The organism is Arthrobacter sp. AFG20 (assembly GCF_002892795.1).
GTDB lineage: Bacteria > Actinomycetota > Actinomycetes > Actinomycetales > Micrococcaceae > Arthrobacter.
Map to the genome: position 1 here is coordinate 37,744 of NZ_PJMC01000024.1, position 18,549 is coordinate 56,292.

At 59.1% G+C, this 18,549-nt stretch carries 12 protein-coding genes and 2 pseudogenes; 7 read left to right on the top strand and 7 right to left on the bottom strand.

Annotated features, from left to right (window positions below; genetic code table 11):
- Positions 1 to 44: 44 nt before the first annotated feature.
- The 3 genes from CXZ05_RS20725 to CXZ05_RS20735 form a co-directional block, all read right to left on the bottom strand.
- Positions 45 to 353: a hypothetical protein gene (locus tag CXZ05_RS20725; protein ID WP_102974345.1), complete on the bottom strand. Its 309-nt coding sequence runs from the start codon at positions 351 to 353 to the stop codon at positions 45 to 47.
- Positions 354 to 501: 148 nt separating this feature from the next.
- Positions 502 to 1,086 (bottom strand): recombinase family protein, encoded by a 585-nt coding sequence (locus CXZ05_RS20730; RefSeq protein WP_102974346.1) that lies wholly within the window; start codon positions 1,084 to 1,086, stop codon positions 502 to 504.
- Positions 1,083 to 1,703 (bottom strand): hypothetical protein, encoded by a 621-nt coding sequence (locus tag CXZ05_RS20735; protein WP_102974347.1) that lies wholly within the window; start codon positions 1,701 to 1,703, stop codon positions 1,083 to 1,085. The genes CXZ05_RS20730 and CXZ05_RS20735 overlap by 4 nt, the downstream gene beginning before the upstream one ends.
- A 490-nt stretch (positions 1,704 to 2,193) precedes the next feature.
- Between CXZ05_RS20735 and CXZ05_RS20740 the strand changes: the two genes are divergently transcribed.
- From CXZ05_RS20740 to CXZ05_RS20770, 7 genes are all read left to right on the top strand, one after another.
- A complete protein-coding gene (locus CXZ05_RS20740) occupies positions 2,194 to 2,658 on the top strand; it encodes an NYN domain-containing protein (protein WP_102974348.1) in 465 nt (154 codons plus the stop codon).
- Positions 2,658 to 4,754 carry an N-6 DNA methylase gene (locus CXZ05_RS20745; protein ID WP_102974349.1) on the top strand — a complete coding sequence of 699 codons (2,097 nt, stop codon included), beginning with the start codon at positions 2,658 to 2,660 and terminating at the stop codon, positions 4,752 to 4,754. Before CXZ05_RS20740 ends, CXZ05_RS20745 begins: the two co-directional genes overlap by 1 nt.
- Positions 4,755 to 4,831: 77 nt before the next feature.
- On the top strand, positions 4,832 to 6,796 hold the full coding sequence (locus CXZ05_RS20750) for a class I SAM-dependent DNA methyltransferase (protein WP_102974350.1): 1,965 nt from the start codon (positions 4,832 to 4,834) through the stop codon (positions 6,794 to 6,796).
- Positions 6,793 to 8,037 (top strand): hypothetical protein, encoded by a 1,245-nt coding sequence (locus CXZ05_RS20755; RefSeq protein WP_102974351.1) that lies wholly within the window; start codon positions 6,793 to 6,795, stop codon positions 8,035 to 8,037. Before CXZ05_RS20750 ends, CXZ05_RS20755 begins: the two co-directional genes overlap by 4 nt.
- Positions 8,034 to 11,144: a type I restriction endonuclease subunit R gene (locus tag CXZ05_RS20760; protein ID WP_102974352.1), complete on the top strand. Its 3,111-nt coding sequence runs from the start codon at positions 8,034 to 8,036 to the stop codon at positions 11,142 to 11,144. Before CXZ05_RS20755 ends, CXZ05_RS20760 begins: the two co-directional genes overlap by 4 nt.
- 158 nt (positions 11,145 to 11,302) lie before the next feature.
- A complete protein-coding gene (locus tag CXZ05_RS20765) occupies positions 11,303 to 12,502 on the top strand; it encodes a restriction endonuclease (protein ID WP_102974353.1) in 1,200 nt (399 codons plus the stop codon).
- Between the two features lie 102 nt (positions 12,503 to 12,604).
- Positions 12,605 to 13,765 (top strand): hypothetical protein, encoded by a 1,161-nt coding sequence (locus CXZ05_RS20770; RefSeq protein ID WP_102974354.1) that lies wholly within the window; start codon positions 12,605 to 12,607, stop codon positions 13,763 to 13,765.
- A gap of 802 nt (positions 13,766 to 14,567) precedes the next feature.
- On the opposite strand, the pseudogene CXZ05_RS20780 reads toward CXZ05_RS20770, so the two are convergent.
- The 4 genes and pseudogenes from CXZ05_RS20780 to CXZ05_RS20795 form a co-directional block, all read right to left on the bottom strand.
- Positions 14,568 to 15,362: pseudogene (locus CXZ05_RS20780) on the bottom strand (chromosome partitioning protein ParB); the annotation flags it as partial.
- A 113-nt stretch (positions 15,363 to 15,475) separates the two neighbouring features.
- A complete protein-coding gene (locus tag CXZ05_RS20785; RefSeq protein ID WP_102974356.1) occupies positions 15,476 to 16,222 on the bottom strand; it encodes an ATP-binding protein in 747 nt (248 codons plus the stop codon).
- Positions 16,219 to 17,781: an IS21 family transposase gene (gene istA / locus CXZ05_RS20790; protein WP_102974357.1), complete on the bottom strand. Its 1,563-nt coding sequence runs from the start codon at positions 17,779 to 17,781 to the stop codon at positions 16,219 to 16,221. The genes CXZ05_RS20785 and istA overlap by 4 nt, the downstream gene beginning before the upstream one ends.
- Before the next feature lie 156 nt (positions 17,782 to 17,937).
- Positions 17,938 to 18,504, bottom strand: a pseudogene (locus CXZ05_RS20795) (ParB/RepB/Spo0J family partition protein); the annotation flags it as partial.
- Positions 18,505 to 18,549 lie beyond the last annotated feature (45 nt).

Genomic DNA, 18,549 nt, shown 5'->3' on the forward strand with positions numbered 1-18,549 from the left:
GACAGCGGCCGCGGCCGCCGGCTCTTCCGGCTGCGGGGCAGGTTCTAGCTCTCCTCGTCCTGCTGACTGGAGACCGGTTCCATTTCCTCCGGTTCCTGCGGAAGTCCGTCGTAGATCATCTCCTGGTACACGATCTCCCGTGCCCGCAGCTTGGCCATGTTCACCAGCCCGACGTACTCCAGCGGCGTCTCCTGCCCGCGGGGCGGGATCAGGGCCTCGCTCAACGTCCAGATCCGGTCCTGGATTTCCCGGCCCAAAGTCGAAAAGTGTGTCTCGGGGTCCGCGATCTGCGCGAAGCTCTCCGGATCGTGATTCTTCATGGTTTCCATGGCGTGTCTGCCGTGCTCGTTCATTGGTTACCTCTTCCGGTTCGGCCCACAAGGACTCCAGGCTCAGCTGACCTTCAATGTGGTTTTTCGATTTCCTCGGTGCCATGTGCGCCGCTCCCCCTCCGTTTGCCTCCACGTTAACGAAGGCGTCGGAGGATTAACAGCCGCACCCTTACTCCTGCCGTGCCTGCTGGCCCTTCCTCTGTCGTGCAAGCTCGCGGACGACGGTAGCTTCACTGACATCGATGGTCTTCGCGATGTCGCGGATGGTCCGTTTTTCGCTTCGCATTCGATGGGCGGTGGCTGCTTTGTCGGGAGTCATCTTTGTAGGCCGGCCTCCCACCCGGCCGCGGGCCTTGGCCGCTACTAACCCGGCCATCGTTCGCTCGCGCAGCCGGTTCCGCTCGTACTCCGCGATAGCGGAGAAGAAGTGGAACATCAGCACGCCCTGGGATGTGGTCGTATCGAGCCAGGTCTCAGTCAACGACCGCAGCCCAACGTGGCGGTCTGCCAGGGTCTTCACGATACCGGCGAGGTCCGCCGTATTGCGGCCGAGCCGGGAAAGGTCATTGACCACAAGAATGTTGCCTGGCTGAAGGTGGTCCAGGCAGTCCTGCCACTGCGGCCGCTCCGCCGTCGCGCCCGAGGCAAAATCTGTCCAGATCCGGAAGCATCCTGCTCCGTTCAACGCATCGTGTTGCAGGTCCACGGACTGCTCAGTGGTGCTGACTCGGGCATATCCAAGCAAGGTGGTCATTTCGCACTCATCTCTGCATCTTCAGTTGCTGCTGACGTGGCCACGGCCGACCTGTCCTGCGCACCGGCCCGGAGGAAAAGCTCGTGGATCCTCCCGAGCCGGGTATCTTCCAGAGTCACGTCCTGCGGGTAGAACAGCCGCGCCGGTTCCCGAAGATTCTTGAGAACTGCCTTGTTGCGATTTACCCGGAAGGCCACCAAGTAGCCGGCGGCAAAGAACATTGCAGGCAGAGCGACCAGCGCACCTCGGGATAGCGCATCATCCATTGAGCCGGTGAGCGGTGTGATGACCTGGGAAATGAAGGTAGTGACACCGAGAATGAAAAAGACAGCTGTCTGCCAGTGGGTGCCAAGCACTGGTTCGGTGGTGCGAGAGTAAAGCTGACTGTAGAAGTAGGAGCGGTCCAGCAAGGTCTCCCGGAGAAACCTACGCTCTTCACTCCGTCGAAGGTCTTCGTCGGCGAGGGCGAGGTCATCCAGGGCCTTGATCAAGGCGAGAGAGTTGCTGGCCTGCTCGTAAGCAGCAGATTTTCTATTCAACGCCTTGTAGGCATTGACCACGAGAGCCAAGAGACCAACCACGGCACCGGACAGCTGGAACCACTGTGCAAGTTCCACGGACCCCCATTTCCGCGTCAAAAAGGGGGCACTGCCCCTTTTGACCTACTTTGTTTTCGCAGTCGAGTTATTAGTTTTCGCAGTCGAGTTATGAAAGATAGTAGCACCTGTGTTTGGGCAGGCATGCATAAAGGGTCGTATTTGACCATGCCCGCTGGCCAACCGATATGGACACGCGAGGCAACTCAATCGCGCAGCGCTACGGGCCAACCAACCCCTGGTGCGTACCACACCAGTTCGAGCAGTGCGTTGCCCGGGGGGTCGGGGTCCCGACCCCCCAAGGCGCCAGGTCGGACTTCTCAGAAACTGACGGACATCCGTCGGTAATCGAACCCCTGCCCCTCCAACGAAAACGCAATCTTCTGCTCGGTGGACTGTGAAGGCATGTTTCATGAAATTTCTCTGAAAATATAAACTCATGCTTGACAGATTTCGCGTCGGCCCCTAGTCTTGTGAAAACACAAACTCACAAGATTCCGGAGGAAACACAATGCTTGGATATGATCGATCGGTTCACCTGCTCGATATTGAGAATTTGCTCTCCGCTGGAGAGATCGAGGCGAATGCGATCAATGCCGTTTTTGCTGACTACAAGAAGCAGGTGACCGTGACGAAGGAGGATCTGGTGATCATCGGTGTCTCCAGCGTCGAAGGTCTGATGGCTGTGGCCATGTCTAATTTGCGGAACTGCCGGTTGCTTTACCGGCCGGGAAAGGACGGCGCTGATCTTGCACTGCAGGAAGTTCTGGACCACGAACAACTAGAGTCTCGGTTTGAGGTCGTTCACGTCGCAACGGGGGATGGTGGATTTTCAGCTTCTGTCGCCGCATTGGCGGGACGGGGCGCCTATGTGGTCGTCATCTCCTTGCCAGAGTCGCTTTCCATGCGGCTGCGCCTCGCAGCTCATCAGACAATTGAACTTCGCACCGAAGCTATCGAACGGGATGCTGCCTAATGACCACTGATGCTGCCCAGCAGCTCATCAACCCTTCCGGTATCGCTCGCCTCGCCGGCGTTGCGCCTTCGACTGTAAGTAACTGGAGGACTCGAGACGAAGGCTTTCCTCAGCCGGAAAACGACAACGCTGCCCGCCCCTTGTTTTCAGTAGAAAAGATCACAGCCTGGCTGAAGTCCAAGAACATCGAGATTGCACCACGCTCCCACGCCTACGTATTGGCTGACACAATCCGGGGCACGGTGGCTCCCGACAGGTTCCTAGACTTGGTTTTCCCATTATTGTGCGCTGAACACTGGGCCCGTGATTCAGGGGGAAGCCTCGCCGACGGAATGATCGATACCGAGGAAGTTCGCCAGTCCGGCGGGACTTATGACGCCTCCTTGGTGCTTGCCACTGCCGCCAAGGATTTGGCCAGCGACCATCCCCTCGTGGCCTCAGCGATTACCCGAGCGCGTCAAGAGCTTCACCTGGAGTGGAAGGGAACGCCGAAGCTAGAACAAGTCTGCATGATCATTTCCGAGATTAATGATCTTTCCCGCGTCGCTGAAGACCTTGTCGAGGCGACGGCCAGAAACGCCAAATCCCCGCTGAACGTGCACTCCGCTCCCCGCTCCTTTGCACGGTTCCTAAATGCACTCCTGCCCCCCGGTGGAGACGCTTTCGCCGACCTTGCCTGCGGGTTCGGACAAACCCTGATGGTCGCCGCCGAAGCTCGACCAGAGATAGGGCTCGTCGGCAACGACATCGATCAGGAAGCATTGGCAATCTCCGCTTGCCGACTTTTCCTGATAAGCCGGCCTGCCAGCCTTGGGCACTCCGACCTTTTGGAGTCCCAGCCCGGCCCGGGATACGACCGCGTTGTGCTGCACCCGCCGTTCGGACTTCGGATTTCGGACACTCAACTTGCCAGACCGTGGCCATTCGGGCTCCCACTGAAGGGACAGAGCGACCTGCTCTGGCCGCAGCTTGCGTACCAGGAACTAGGCAAGGATGGATACGCCTCGGTGGTCATTCCGACCGCGGCGCTCTCCCGGGGCGGTAAGGCCCGAGAGGTCTGGGCCCGAATGATTTCCCAAGGCGCGATCGAGGCTGTCATAAGCCTTCCCGGAAACACTCAGCTGAACACAGCGCTTCCCGTGTCGGTACTCGTCCTTCGCACGGATGCCTCATCTCGGGGAGTCCTCATGGTGCACTTGCCCGACAGCGATGCCTTCTCCAACAAACGCACAGCCGACGAAAGCCAGTGGGAGGCTTACGAATCCGTCGTACAGCTCCTGGCGGCTTGGCGCCAGGGAAAAAGCGGGGCCACTGGCATATCTGTCGAGGTACCGCGGGAGAAACTGCTCGCACCTGATGCTGTCCTAGCCCCGCAGTCATGGCTTGCCGCCTTAGCACCACTCTCCGAAGATCGTGTCGAAGAAGTTGCAGAAACGGTGAAGCAGGCCGCATCGGCGTGGGAACATGCAATCTTCGACTGGGAACTTCCCACCAATGCGCGCTGGCTCGAGCCGTATTCCGGAGATCCGGTTCCTTTGCGCCCGATATCGGAACTTGCGCAATGCATCCCGCACGGAACCTATTCGAAACCAAAAGAAGCTCCCGAGGACTCCATTCAGCCCGTCCGGGTGTTTACGCTACGTTCCCTTCGCACAGGGAAACCCGAAGTCCTGCCTGGGTACTCTGCACGAGGCGCCAGATCAGTTACCACTCAACCCGGAGATATCTTGGTCGCAACCGTTGGACGGACGATCATTACTCTCGTTTGCAGGGAAGAAGGTGCGGAAGTTGACCGCAACGTCGGGCTCGTTCGACCCGCAAAAAACGCCTGGGATGCCGACTTTCTGGCGCAACAGCTAATGGCCGACCACAACCAAGCAATGCTTTCCGGCGTCACAGTCCAACGTGTCGACGTCAGACGTCTGTTGGTTCCCACCCTTCCGTTCGCTGAACAAAAAGCCCTCGGCACCATCATCCGGCAATTCAGCTACTTCGCCGAACGGGCCAATGCAGCGGCCCAACAAGCCGAACAGTACATATCAGCTGTACGCAATGCAGTTGCTAGCGGCCGCTTCACGTTAGCCGAACGGCCCTAGCCAATCAGCCGTCTACCTAGAACCCAACGCATGATAGGTAATGAGAGCATTACCGCCAAACCCAGGAGAACACACGAATGACCAAGCCCGACGCCGCCTTTGTTTGGGGAATCGCTGACCTTCTCCGAGGCCCGTTCAAGCCAAACGAGTACGGAACTGTGATCCTGCCGTTCACAGTTCTTGCCAGACTGGACGCTGTCCTTGCGCCGACGAAGGACAAGGTGCTGGCGGCGCTGCCATCAACAGACGGCCAGCCGGATCTTCTCAAAAATCGGATTCTGACTAGGGCATCCGGTCAAAAGTTCTATAACACCTCCCAATACACCCTTACCGCCCTGGGGGACCCGAACAACCTGGCGGATAACCTCGAGAACTACATCGAAGGGTTTGATGAAGATACCAGGGAGATCTTCACGGACCTGGATATGTTCCGGTTCCAAGAGGTCATCGACAAGCTCGCAAAACACGAACTCCTCGGGCAGGTCGTGGACCGCTTCTCGCAGGTGGATGTGCACCCGGATACAGTGTCCAACTTTGAAATGGGCCAACTTTTCGAAGATTTGATTCGCCGGTTTATGGAGTCCTCCAAGGAAGAAGCCGGAGAGTTTTTCACACCGCGCGAAGTCATCCAACTGATGGTCAACTTGTTGCTGACGCCGGATTCAGAGGATCTATCTAACCCTCACAATCTGCGTCAAGTTTACGACCCGACGTGCGGCACCGGCGGCATGCTATCTGTTGCCGACGAATGGGTACACAAACACAACCCAGATGCCCGGCTGGTACTAGCCGGCCAAGAGATAAACGGTCGAACGTACGCCATCGCGAAGGCCGACATGCTCATTAAGGGCCAAGATGTTTCGAACATCAAACACGGCAACACGCTTACGAAGGACCTACTAGAAGGCCGCACATTCTCCTACGCACTGTCCAACCCACCGTTTGGCGTGGACTGGAAGCAGAACGAAGCCGCCGTAAAAGCGGAGAAGGAGCGCGACGGCGAAGATTCGCGATTTGCCGCTGGCCTACCGCCGGTCTCAGACGGGGCGTTGCTGTTCTTGCAGCACCTAGTTCACAAGCTCCGCCCCGCCCGAGAAGGCGGCGGCCGTGGAGCGATTGTACTCAACGGCTCCCCTCTGTTCACTGGAGGTGCAGGATCAGGGCCCTCCGAAATCCGCCGGTGGCTCATAGAGTCTGACATGGTTGAAGCCATCGTTGGCCTCCCCACCGATATGTTCTACAACACCGGCATTGCTACCTATATCTGGATCCTTACCACCAAGAAGGCTCCGGAACGCGCAGGACATATCCAACTTATTGACGCCACCGGGATGTGGGTCAAGATGCGCAAGAGCCTAGGCGCCAAGCGACGCATGTTGTCTGAGGAGAACATCAAGACCATCACGCGACTGATGGGTGACTATGAAGAGGCAGACCCATCGGTCTCAAAGATCATGGCCAATGAAGACTTGGGCTATCGCACCATTACTGTCGAACGCCCACTACGCCAAATCTTCCAGGTCACGCCGGAAAAGGCCGATGCTGCCTTGGCCTCAACGGCAATCGCCAAATTGCCCGATGACGAACAGGAAACGGTTCGCATTGTACTGAAGTGCCTGAACCCGGAAATGGTTCATCCCAACGAGAAAAGCTTTCGAGCAGCACTTCAGGCCGCCGAGAGAACCGTGGGAGCTACTATCACAACCGCCGTCCGCAACGCCCTAGTCAAGGCTGTTGCAGTACCTAGCCCTGACGGAGACGTCGTGACTGACAGCAGAGGCAACCCTGTACCCGATCCGAAGCTTCGCGACACTGAAACCATGTCTCTAAACGAAGACGTGGACTCGTACGTGGCCCGCGAGGTCCTGCCATGGGCGCCGGACGCTTGGGTTCCAAACCCAGAAGGCACCATCGGTTACGAGGCCCCCTTCACCCGACTGTTCTATACATACCAACAGCCCCGCCCGCTCGCGGAAATCGATGCGGACGTACAAGCCGCCATTCTTAAGGTCGAAGCGCTCTTTGCTGAGGTGAAGGCGTGAAACGGTTCGGGACACTTGTGGAACGAACGGACGTCAAGATTCCTGGACTGGACCTGCCTTTGATGTCTGTGTCGCAGACTCGTGGAGTAGTCAGAAGGTCGGAGATAACCGATGCTCCTCAGCGCGCAGAGACACTGGACCACTACAAGGTGTGTCGCACGGGAGACATTGTCTTCAACAAGATGAGTATTCGAGGCGGAGCGATGGGGCTTGCGAAGGAAGACGGGCTCATCACCTACCACTACGAGGTCATGCGGCCGCGCCCCGAAGCAGATCCTGATTACGTCGTATATCTCATGAAGTCCGACTATTTTATGCAACAAATGATTCTTCGGGAACGGGGTATTGGGGCTGGTGGAGCGGCCAGCGTCCGCACTACCGAGGTTCCCTTCAAGATTCTCCGTACAATCCCAGTCCATGCTCCTGAGCGGCACCAGCAGCAGGCCATTTCGAGTTTCCTTGACCGTGAAACCGAGCAGATGGATGCCATGATTGCGGCCCAAGAGGACTTGGTAGAGGGGCTCAAAAACCGACGATTTCAGGCAATTACCGAGGTGATCAATGAGGTTGCAGCGGGCCTAGGAGATTCACCCGCCTCACATACGCCGCTAAAACACGCCGGACGGCTACAGACGGGTCTCACACTGGGTAAGTCCTACCCACCAGATACTCCGTCTTACCCCTATATTCGTGTGGCAAACGTTCAGTTGGGGCGACTCAATCTCGACGAGGTCAAGGAAATCCAGGTTCCCGAGTCCGTCGCAGCGCAGGCCCGGCTTAATTATGGTGATGTCCTCATGACAGAAGGTGGAGATAGGGCTGCGCTTGGACGCGGCACCGTGTGGCGCGATGAGATCCCAGGAGCGCTTCACCAGAACCACATCTTTGCCTTCCGGCCATTCTCCCAACTGCGCCCAGAATATCTAGCCTTCGTCCTAGAATCGGCCCCGGCAAGGATCTATTTCGAGTCAACGCGCCGACAGACAACCAACCTCTCAGCCACGAGCAGCACTATTGCCCTAAATTTCAGATTTCCAATGCCGTCACTTGCCGTCCAGGACAGGGTCATTTCCAAGATTGAGGAAACGCTTGATCGAATGGACCGCATGATCGCCGCTGCTCAGGAGTCAGTTAATTTGATTCGTGAGCGTCGTACGGCCGTCATTACTGCCGCCGTTACGGGCCGGCTGGACCCGGCCACTGGCATCGAGCACGTAACTACCGCTTTGGAGAACGCATGAGATCTGCAGCTCACTTGGAGAAGTCGATGGAGGATGGGATCTTTGAATTTCTCTCCACCCGAGGATGGCTCCCCTCCCCAACGGATACCGGATTTGATGCGGAGCGCGCCCTGTTCCCAGAGGATCTGCTGGGATGGTTCGGCGACACCCAACCGGAGATGCTCGCAAGGGTCCTCGGCGACCCGCTATCTCCCGGTTACGCGGCAAGACTGGATACCCTGCTCGATGATGCCGTCAAGCGCCTATCAATGAGCGTGGAACAGGGTGGTGGCACTCTGAACTTTCTAAAGAACCCTTTTCGCCACGGCGCCGGGAAGTTCACGGTGTGCGTGGCAAAGCCAGCCGAGGACAAGAACCCTGATCTGGTCGCTAAGTACGCTGCCGTCCGGCTACGCATAATGCGCCAGGTTCATTACTCAACGTCGAGGCCGAACCGGTCGCTGGATCTAGTGTTGTTTTGCAACGGCCTCCCGGTGGCCACAATCGAACTGAAAACTGACTTCACGCAGTCGGTCCAACACGGCGAACTGCAGTACGCCCACTCACGCAAGCCAACAGACCCGGGCAGAGACAAAGTCGAGCCATTACTGACGTGGGGACGCGGCGCTTTGGTGCATTTCGTGGTGACAAATTCTGTGGTGTCGATGACGACGAAGTTGGCCGGCGAGAAAACTACCTTCCTGCCGTTCAATAAAGGTTTCCAAGAGGGCCCCGGGAACCCTCCCAGCGCCGACAACGACGCGACTGCCTATTTCTGGCAAGACATTCTTGAGCGGGACATGTTCATCAAGGTCCTGATGCGCTACATGCTGGTCGTTACCGAAGACAAGATCGACCCAGCGACCGCGAAAGTCAGCAAGTCAACCTCCATCAGATTCCCCCGCTTCCATCAGCTCGACGCCGTGGAAAAGATCATTGGCGACGTCAGTGCCAGCGGCCCTGGCGGCAAGTACCTTGTCGAACATTCGGCAGGCTCTGGCAAGACGTCGACCATCGTCTGGACCGCACAGCGGCTGGCAGCCCTACATGACGCCGCCGGCAAGAAGATGTTCTCCTCCGTCATCGTAGTCACTGACCGCAATGTCCTAGACGGCCAGATGACGCGCGCGCTGCGCCAGCTAGACATGATTTCATCGCAAATCGCTACAATCTCAGACGCTGACGGAGACTCAAAATCGGCAAAATTCGTTGCAGCGCTGAAAAAGAGGACGCCGATTATCGTCGTCACTATCCAGACCGCACCCTTCGCGCTAGGCCTGCTTCAGGACGAGGCGGCCAAGTTCGGAGGTAACTTTGCTGTTATCGCTGACGAGGCACATTCCTCGCAATCGGGAAACGCAGCAGCGAAGTTGCGGGAAGTCCTAACCCCGGAAGAGGCCGAAGATCTGGACGAGGGCCTTGAAATCGGCGCCGACGACATCCTTGCCGCAATCATGACGCAGCGTGCCGAAGCCTCAAACATCTCCTTCTTGGCTTTCACCGCCACGCCAAAGTCCAAGACCATAGAACTGTTCGGCCGCCGCCCGACCCCTGAAACGCCGCCAACACCATTCCACCGTTACTCAATGCGACAGGCTATCCAGGAGGGCTTCATCCTAGATGTCCTGCAAAACTACACCCCCTACGACGTGGCCGTACGGCTAATCAAGGATGGACGCGACTCTGGCGAAGTGGATGAAAAAACCGCCAAAAAGCAGGTCGGACGCTGGGTCACCTTGCACACGCACAACATCACCCAGAAAGTCGCCATCATTGTGGAACACTTCCGGAGCCACGTCGCGGGTCGGCTCGATGGCAACGCGAAGGCCATGGTCGTATGTTCCTCGCGCAAGGAGGCCGTCCGCTTCCACAAGCTCCTATCCCAGTACATTACCGATAACGGGTACGCCGATCTGGCAGCTCTAGTGGCCTTCTCCGGCTCTGTCGTGGACGAAGAGATCCTCGGTGACGACGTACCCGTAACGGAGTCCTCCATGAATCCGGGCACCCGCGGAAAAGCCTTGGATGCGGCCTTCAACGGGCCGGACTACCAAGTCATGATCGTGGCCAACAAGTACCAAGTCGGCTTCGACCAGCCCTTACTCTGTGCGATGTATGTCAACAAAAAGCTGGGAGGTGTCATGGCCGTGCAGACACTCTCGCGACTCAATCGGACATACCCAGGAAAGAGCGCGGAAGATATTTTCGTGCTGGACTTCGTCAATAATTCGGACCAAATTATCGAAGCCTTCGATCCGTACTACCGCGGGTCAACCCTCTCTGAGGAGACCGACCTCAACCAGGTGCATATGCTCGCCATGAAGCTGGACGCAGCTCACCTCTACGACCCTGGCGTCTTCGACCAGGTCGCCGAAGCTTCCCGCGCCAATTCCAATAGCAAGATGTTTGGTGTCATCAACCCGATCGCCCACGAGTGGCACACGCGCCATCATCATGCCCTCACCGACGGCGATGAGACAGGTCGGGAGGTTTTGGAAGCCTTCCGCACTGATCTTGGGAAGTACGTCCGAACCTACAGGTTCCTCTCGCAGATCGTCGATTACAAGGACCCAGAGTTGGAAAAGCGGGCGATTCTCTATGCCGCACTTGACCGGATCCTAGCCGCCCCACCGGCAGCCATCTCCGTGGATTTGTCCGGACTCAAGCTAACTCACTATCGAGTAAAAGATGAGGGAAGCCAAAAACTGGATCTGGAAGCCGGGCAAGCGACGCCACTGACACCACTCGTCGGTGCTGGTGCCTCCGGTCTCAGTGATCCAAAGTATTCCCTCTGGGATGACATTCTTAAGGCCATTAACGAGTTCTTCTCGGGGACAGACCTCACGGATGAGGACGCTATTCAGTATCTAGATGCCACCCTGCGCGCTGCTAAACGTGATAGCGAGCAGGTCGAGCTGGCGAAGGCCAACACCGATGCCGACTTCTACGGATCCACTGACGTCCAAGACAGCTTCCTCAATGCGGTCCTTGACACCGACTCACGGCATCAGCAGTTCTCCACGGCGCTGCTCTCCAACAGGGACCGCAATGCTCTCGCTCGATTGCTGGCTGGAATTAAGTACCGCGCCTACCTGGCCGACGAATCCGATGAGGGCTCGGCGACATAGTCGAAGATTAGCCGTCCTTTAGTCGCCGGCCGCCGGGCATCTTGTCCCCACCCACCGCGCCCAAAAACCGCGTCAGAAACGGTCGTTTCTGCACGATCCGACTACGGCTCGAAGGGGTTATGCGCGGCGAGCACTCGGGCTCATGAAAAGCTCAAGTCATGGAACTCGATAGCCTTCTGACCACGTTCGACAAGGTGGCGGTTAACTTGGAGAAGCTCGAGCGTGTGTGGGAGCGAGCAAAACCGTTCGTACCGGAGGGTCCCCAGTTTGCGTCCCCACCTGAGTACCAAACGCTCTCGCGCTCTTGGGATGACCTGCTTCCGGGGTTGCCGCCAATCGACGGCTGGCGAATTATTGAAGGCCTGCCCGAAGTCGACAGTCTCGGGCAGATGTTCCTGGACTACCAAGAAGCGGGTCTATTCCCCAAAGGAGCGTTGGCCATCGCTCGTCAGCCGGAGGAGGATCTGTCTAGATACCGCCATTTACTGGATCGCGCTCGTCGCCGTGCCATCGCTTCGCGCCTCACCGTACTGACTGAGCGCATCAACGAACTCATAAGTGAAGTGTTGTCAGGCCTTCCAACACGAGAAGCATGGTTGGCCGACACGTTAAGCAAGCGAGTGCGAATTGAGACACCTGCAACCAGCGAAATCAGTGAAGCGTTGGAAGAAATTGAGCGGCTACTCGGCCAGACCGTTGAACGTCGGGGAAATTGGGGAATGTTGCGCCGTCATCTACGCTTCGGTGAAGCGGGTGATTGGTTGGACATTTCTGAGTCCGACTGGCCCTCCGTGCAATGGGACATTGAGGCTGCGAAAGTAGGCGACTCGGATCCAATCCCAGTTCCCGACATTGACCTCGGCGTCGCTGGTGCCGCGGATCTTACGGGCGAGGCAACGATATCTCTAAACTGGTCTGCCTTAAAACCCGAAGACTTTGAGCGACTTCTATTCGACCTTCTCCGAGACCTGGACGGTTATCAGAACGTTGATTGGTTGATGAAGACAAACGCCCCGGACCGCGGCCGGGACATTTCATTGCAAAGAGTAGTTCCCGATTCCGCCGGCACCATCCGGACTGATCGCGTCATTGTCCAAGCCAAGCACTACACATCAAAGTCAGTAGGACCGTCAGATATTCAGGGAGCGCTTGCCAGCTTGCCTCTCTGGGAACCTCCGGTAATTCGGTCTCTCATTATCGCCACCAGCAGCCGCTTTAGCAGCGACGCAGTTAGTCTCGCTGAGAAGCACAACGACTTAGGCGGCCGGCCTTACATTGAACTCTGGCCAGACAGCCGCTTGGAGACTTTGCTAGCTCAGCGGCCAAAACTCGCCATAACCTATGGCCTACGGACATAATGACCGCCAAACTAAGTAGCTGACAGCTGACGAGCGGCCGCGTTCTGGATGTTCCCTGCGGCGCAATCCTGAAACATAAACAACTTCAGTTAGGCTCTGTCCATGCACAATGACCACTTCGACGGCGGTAGCGACGACGCCACCGATAGCGCCGAAGCTGCCTCTACACCTTCCGAGAGCTTTGTGGATCTCCGGCTGACAGGTGGCCGATTCGAAAAATCGGGTTTCCCCGTAAACGGCCTGGTGGAGCTCGAACGCTTAGAAGAGCTCATTGAAACCGTGGCGAAGGCCTTGTGGAAGCGGGATAACCCTGGCAGGTCCCGTGCGCCCAAGAATTTTACTTCCTCTTTTGATCTGAGACTTACTCGCGTTGATCCCGGAAGCGTGATCCCTGTCCTTGAGCGATCCGATACAGATCAGGGACTTTTTAACGCGGCCTTCACGGATTACTTCGATGCGAGCATGGAAGTAATCGAAGATGCATTCGCCAGCATCGTCGATAACTTGAGCCTTCCAGACGACTTCCCCGAAGAGGCCGAGGCTGTGATGGCCCGATTCGGTTCGTCGTTTCATGAAGACGAACGAGCTATTTTTCGAAGCGCCACTGCCGATCCGATTTCCTACTCATCGTCGGTTCGGAAGGAGTTCTTTGGAGGCGTCCGGAACACTCTTCTTGTACAGGACGGTTCTCATGTGGGCCGCATCAGTGCTCTTGACGTAGATGAGCAAACTTTCACATTCGCACCCGTTAACTCCTCTAAAGTTCCCGGGGTATACCAGGACCCTCAGCGCTGGGCTGACCTTCACGAGGTGCTGAAGCAAGAGTCTGACAACTACTGGGTACGGCTCCAAGGAACCTTTAGATTCCGTCCCGATTCCTCAATTCATTCCGTGGCAGACGTTGCTTCCGTCGAAGTCTTCGATGTTCCCGATAGTGATTGGGGACGGCGTCTTCTAGAACTGGCTGATCTTCAAGACGGATGGATCGAAGAAGGCGAGGCAGTAGCCACACCGAGCCTTGAATGCGCGCGGGAAGTCCTGACGCATCTGGCCTCAAAGGAACTTCGCCCTGGCATATTTCCTACTCCAGCCGGAGGGATCCAGCTGGAGTGGAGTGCTGAAGACGAAAGATTCGTTGTGGCGATCAGTTCAGACGTTGAGCTGGAAACTCGACGCTCAAATCGGAAGACGCGGTCGCGAACCGCAAAGCATCCTGAAGATGTAGACGCCTTGATCCAAATAATTGAGGAGTGGGTAGCTTGACCGCCGTCCCAACACCAAAGACACCCCCCTGGCCCACGCTTGGCCCCGGCGAGCAACAGCTGCCGCCGCAACCGGAAGAGCTATTGCTGCGGCAGGTTCATCCCAGTTATTTCGACGGCAACGAGATAACTGAGATGGCGTTCTATCCCGGGTCATCGAGTCGGCAGTGCTCCTGCAGTCGCAGTACACTCCAGACTGCCCAGGGCGCATACGACCATCACACCGGGAAGCTGGAGCTAAAGTCCGTCGGCACGTGTGCCGTTTCCGTTCAAGAAGTGGTGGACGCTGGCAGTCGGGCCGTTGATGACTCGGCCGTCCAAACCCATGTCCCGCCCACCCCCGGTCACACCTACATCGACTTTCGAACTCTCGGCAAAGACGAACGTAGTTTCATTCGGGACGACTTGGCTGCCGCTGCGACCGCCAGGGGCTTCCTCTATACACCCTGAAACCCGGGCGAGCCCCTTACCATTTCGAGGCTGCGCCGATGGTTAACCGGGCGAGGGCCGGCACAAAACGTGCCGGCCCTCGCCTGGTTTTCCCTCTGCAAAGGAAATCTGTGCTTCAGCGTAGCTGAATTGTTGGTGGTGCTGCCACGGGGCTGGGGACTTCGATGTTCCTGGTCCCGCGGGTGGATGGTTTTTGGGGTTGTGTCGCGTTGAGCGGCGGTCCGCCGCTGGTGAGTGGCGGTTGTGGTGTGTCCTGGGCGGCGGACCGCCCACTTTTGGGAGGTTCCGGGCCCTGCTTGTGGTGGTTGGTGCCTTGCCGGGCGGTTTCTGCGGCCGCCCGGCAAGGGTCTGTTTTAGGCGTCTTCGGTGGTTTCCTTGCCGCTGTCGATAATGATTCGCTCGGTCTCTGATGCGGTGTAGCCCCATGACACCAGCTGGTTGAGGTAGTCCCGGTGGCTCTGGTGCGGTGAGCGCCAAGAGTCCTTGGCGATGGTCTTTTCGTACCCGGCACAGATCAGGGCGATCAGGGAGAACTCGGGCCGGGCGGTGGTGTTGGCGACGTGGTCGCGGAGGGGGTTCCAGCCCCAGCGTCCGTTTTTGTCTTCGGTTTTGGCTCCGATCATGTCTGCGGCGACTTCGCCTTGGTAGCCGCTGGCGGTTTCGGGGTGGTGGGTGATGGCGTGCACGGTGAAGTACTGCCAGCCTTTCGGTGCCTGCTTGCGGGCCAGCAGGTTCTTCACGAACTCGCGGCGGACGATACCAGCGGATTCCATGGCCTTGTTGTTGGCGATCAGGGTCTTCCGTTCGGCTTTCTGTTCCTCGGTCATTGGGCCGGGCTGTGCCTGGCGGCCGCCGTCGTAGCGTTCGTGGCGCGGGGTGAAGCCGAGTTCCTTCCACCCGTTGATGACGGGTTTGGCGGAGTGGTTGCCTTGCCAGTCGCGCTGGATGACGTAGGCGTTGGCGTCGTCCTCGGTGGCAGGTACGCCATCGGCGCGGTTCGCGGCCGAGACGTACAGGGCGTCTTCGTCGGCGTAGTGGCCCGCGTCCTCCACGATGACCTTTCCCTGGCCTTCGAGTTCCGCGATCAGTGCGGCGCGGGCGGCGGCGATGTCCCGCTTGTCCCGCAGGCGCTGGGTGACGTGCAGGAGTGAGTATTTGAAGGTTTGAAAGCCACCCGATCTTGCCTTTCGGGGCCAGCGATATTGCCGGTGGGGGCCAGCGGCCGGGGGTATGGGGGCCACCGACTCCCACCGGCGCTTTCTCATTGAGTCATAGTGGCGTGTTCACGCATGTTGTGGTTGCCGGTATCGACCCAGATGGTGTTGTGCACGATGCGGTCCATGATCGCATCGGCGTGGACCCCAGAGCCGAGCCGCTGGTGCCAGTCTTTCTTGGCGTACTGCGTGCAGAACACCGTCGATGCGGTGTCGTACCGGCGCTCGAGCAGCTCCAGCAGCATGCTGCGCATGCCCTCGTCGGGGTGGTCGAGAAGCCATTCGTCGATCACCAGCAGGGTGAAGGCCGCGTACTTCTTCAGGAACTTCGTTGCCCCCAGAGGCTTGTCCTTCGCCAGCGCCCAGGCCTCTTCCAGGTCGGGCATGCGGACATAGTGGGCCCGGATGCGGTGCTGGCAGGCCTGCTTGGCCAGAGCGCACCCGAGGTAGGACTTCCCGGATCCGGTGAACCCCTGAAAGACGACGTTTTGCTGCCGTTCGATGAACGAGCAGGTGCCGAGCTGGGCGATCAGGTTCCGGTCCAGGCCTCGTTCGTCCATGAGGTCGAGCCGGCGCAGGTCCGCGCCCGGGTAGCGTAGCCCGGCCCGCCGGATCAGGCCCTCGACCTTGGCGTGGTTGAACCCGGAGTGGGCCTCGTCGACGATCAGCCGGAGCCGCTCTTCGAAGGCCATGCCGAGCACGAGCGTCTCGTCCTGGGCCTCGAGCGCTTCCAGCATCGGGGCGGCGCCCATCTCACGGAGCTTGCGTTTGGTTTCGGTATCGATCCGGCTCATTTGACGCCGCCTGCGTAGTATTCGGCGCCGCGCACGTAGCCGCCGTGTTCGACTGGTTCATCCCTTGGTGGCCTGAGCCCGGCGGCTTTGTCCTGCTCTGTGGCAAGGATCGGCTGCAGGTGCGCATACCGCGGGGACCGCACGCGGCCTGCCAACGCGAGCCGGCAGGCCGCCTCGACCCGGTCGGCCGAGTAGCGTCGGGAGAGGCGCAGCACGGCCAGCGCTGCGTCCAGGCCCTGCTCGTCGACCGGGACGGACTCGAAGATCCGGTTGACCACGGTCACCGCTGCCGGGCCGACCCGTCCGGCCCATTCCCGAACGCGGGGCGGGTCCCATTGCCGGTATTTCTCGCCGGCGGGCAGGTCGGCGTCGTTGGTGCGGTACTCGTTGGCCGCGCCCTCGGGCAGCAGCAGGTGGCTGGTGAGCCGTTCGGTGCCCCGGTAGGCCTGGATTACCCGGTCGGTGATCCGCAGGTCCACCGTGGTGCCGATATTGGCAAAGGGCACCGAGTAGTAGTTCCTTTCCCAGACCACGTGCCCGTTCCGGCCCACCCGGCGTCCGTAGACCCACCGGCTGATCTCGTAGGCCGCCGCCGGCAACCCCGTCAGCAGGGGCTGCTCCTCGGCTGCGAACACGCTGGCCCTGGACCCTGGCCGCTTCTGGAACGGCTCCGCGTTATACGCAGCTACCCGGTCGATGATGGCGGCCCTGAGCTCCGGCAACGAGGTGAATTGCTGCTGGCGCAGCCCGGCGATGATCCAGGTAGCCACGTGGGCGACCGTGTTTTCCACGCTCGCCTTATCCTTCGGCGCCCTGACACGGCCGGGCAGCACCGCCGCCGAATAATGCGCCGCCATCTCCCGGTAAGCGTCATTGAGCACGACCTCGCCCTCGCGGGGATGCTTGATGACACCGGTCTTCAGATTGTCCGGCACGATCCGCGGCACCGAACCGGTGAAGGCCTCGAACATCGCCACGTGGGCGCGCAACCAGGTGTCCTGCTTCATGTCCAGGGCGGGTTCGACGAACGCGTACCGGCTGAAAGGCAGGCAACCCACAAACAAGTAAACGGTCCTGGGCTTGCCCGTGACCGGATCGGCCAACTGCATCGTCGGCCCCGACCAGTCGACCTCCACCGTCTGCGCCGCCTTATGCCCGACCCGGGACGCCACACCCGTTACCAACACATGCCGCTGGTAGGTCCGGCAGAACCGGTCATAACCCATCACCGGCTCACCCGCAGAGGCGCATAAATCGGCGTACTCACCATGCAGCAGCTTCAGCGTGACCCCGACCCGGGCCATCTCCCGGTGCACCTGGTCCCAGTCCGGCTGCGCGAACACGCTTTGATGCTCACCACGCCCGGGAAACAACCGGGCATACACCTCACCCTCTGAGCTGTCGGCGATACCGTCCCACACCACACCAGCCGCGTCGGCAGCCTCCAGCACCGCCGTGATGCTCTTCCGGGACATGCCCTGCGATGCCGCGATCGCCCGGCCTGACAGGCCCTCGGCGCGCAACTGCAACACGAGCTTCGCTCTGATCTTCCGTACCATTGATGATTACTCCTTCCGCCGTGCGCCCTATACACACGACGGAAGGAGCCTAAATCGGGATGGCCCCCAAGCACGCCACTACCGGCACCCAAGAACGCTACTGCGCACTCTGTCCGCTGGCCCCCAAACACACGACGGATGGACCCCAAAAGCGCGAATATTCAGGAGCATGTCGGGTTCGTCGGCGAGGACTGATTCAAGTTCCTCGGTCGCGTCGGGGTCGTCTTCAAATTCAGCCAGAATCAGGGCTTCTTCGATTGTGCATCCCCGGCCCAGGGCGGCGTCCCCGGCGGTGGTCGACTTGGCTTTCAGCGCGTCCTCGACGGTGATCTTGGTCCGCCCGGTTTTCTTGGCGATCTGTGCCGCTGAGACGCCGATCAGGGAGAGCTGGTGGTATGCCTCGGCCTCGTCTGCTTCGGTCAGCGCGGAGCGTTGGATGTTCTCGACCACCTGGGTGAGAATGCGTTCCGCTTCCTCGGGGCTTTCGGTGACCATGACCGGGATCTCGGGGCGTTCGGCTTCGACGGCGGCGCGGGTGCGGCGCTGTCCCATCAGGACGTGCACGGTGCCGTCGTCCTTGCGGTGTGCAATCACGGGCTCAAGGACGCCGTGTTCCTTGATGCTGGCCACGAAAGCCGGAGTGAGCGCGGCGTCCTTGCGTACGTTGATGTCGATGGTCAGGGTCTTGGGGTCGAGCATTTCCAGCGTTGGTGTGGTGTTCATGGTGTTGCTCCTTTTGCAGAGGATTTGGTGGGTGGGGCGACCAGT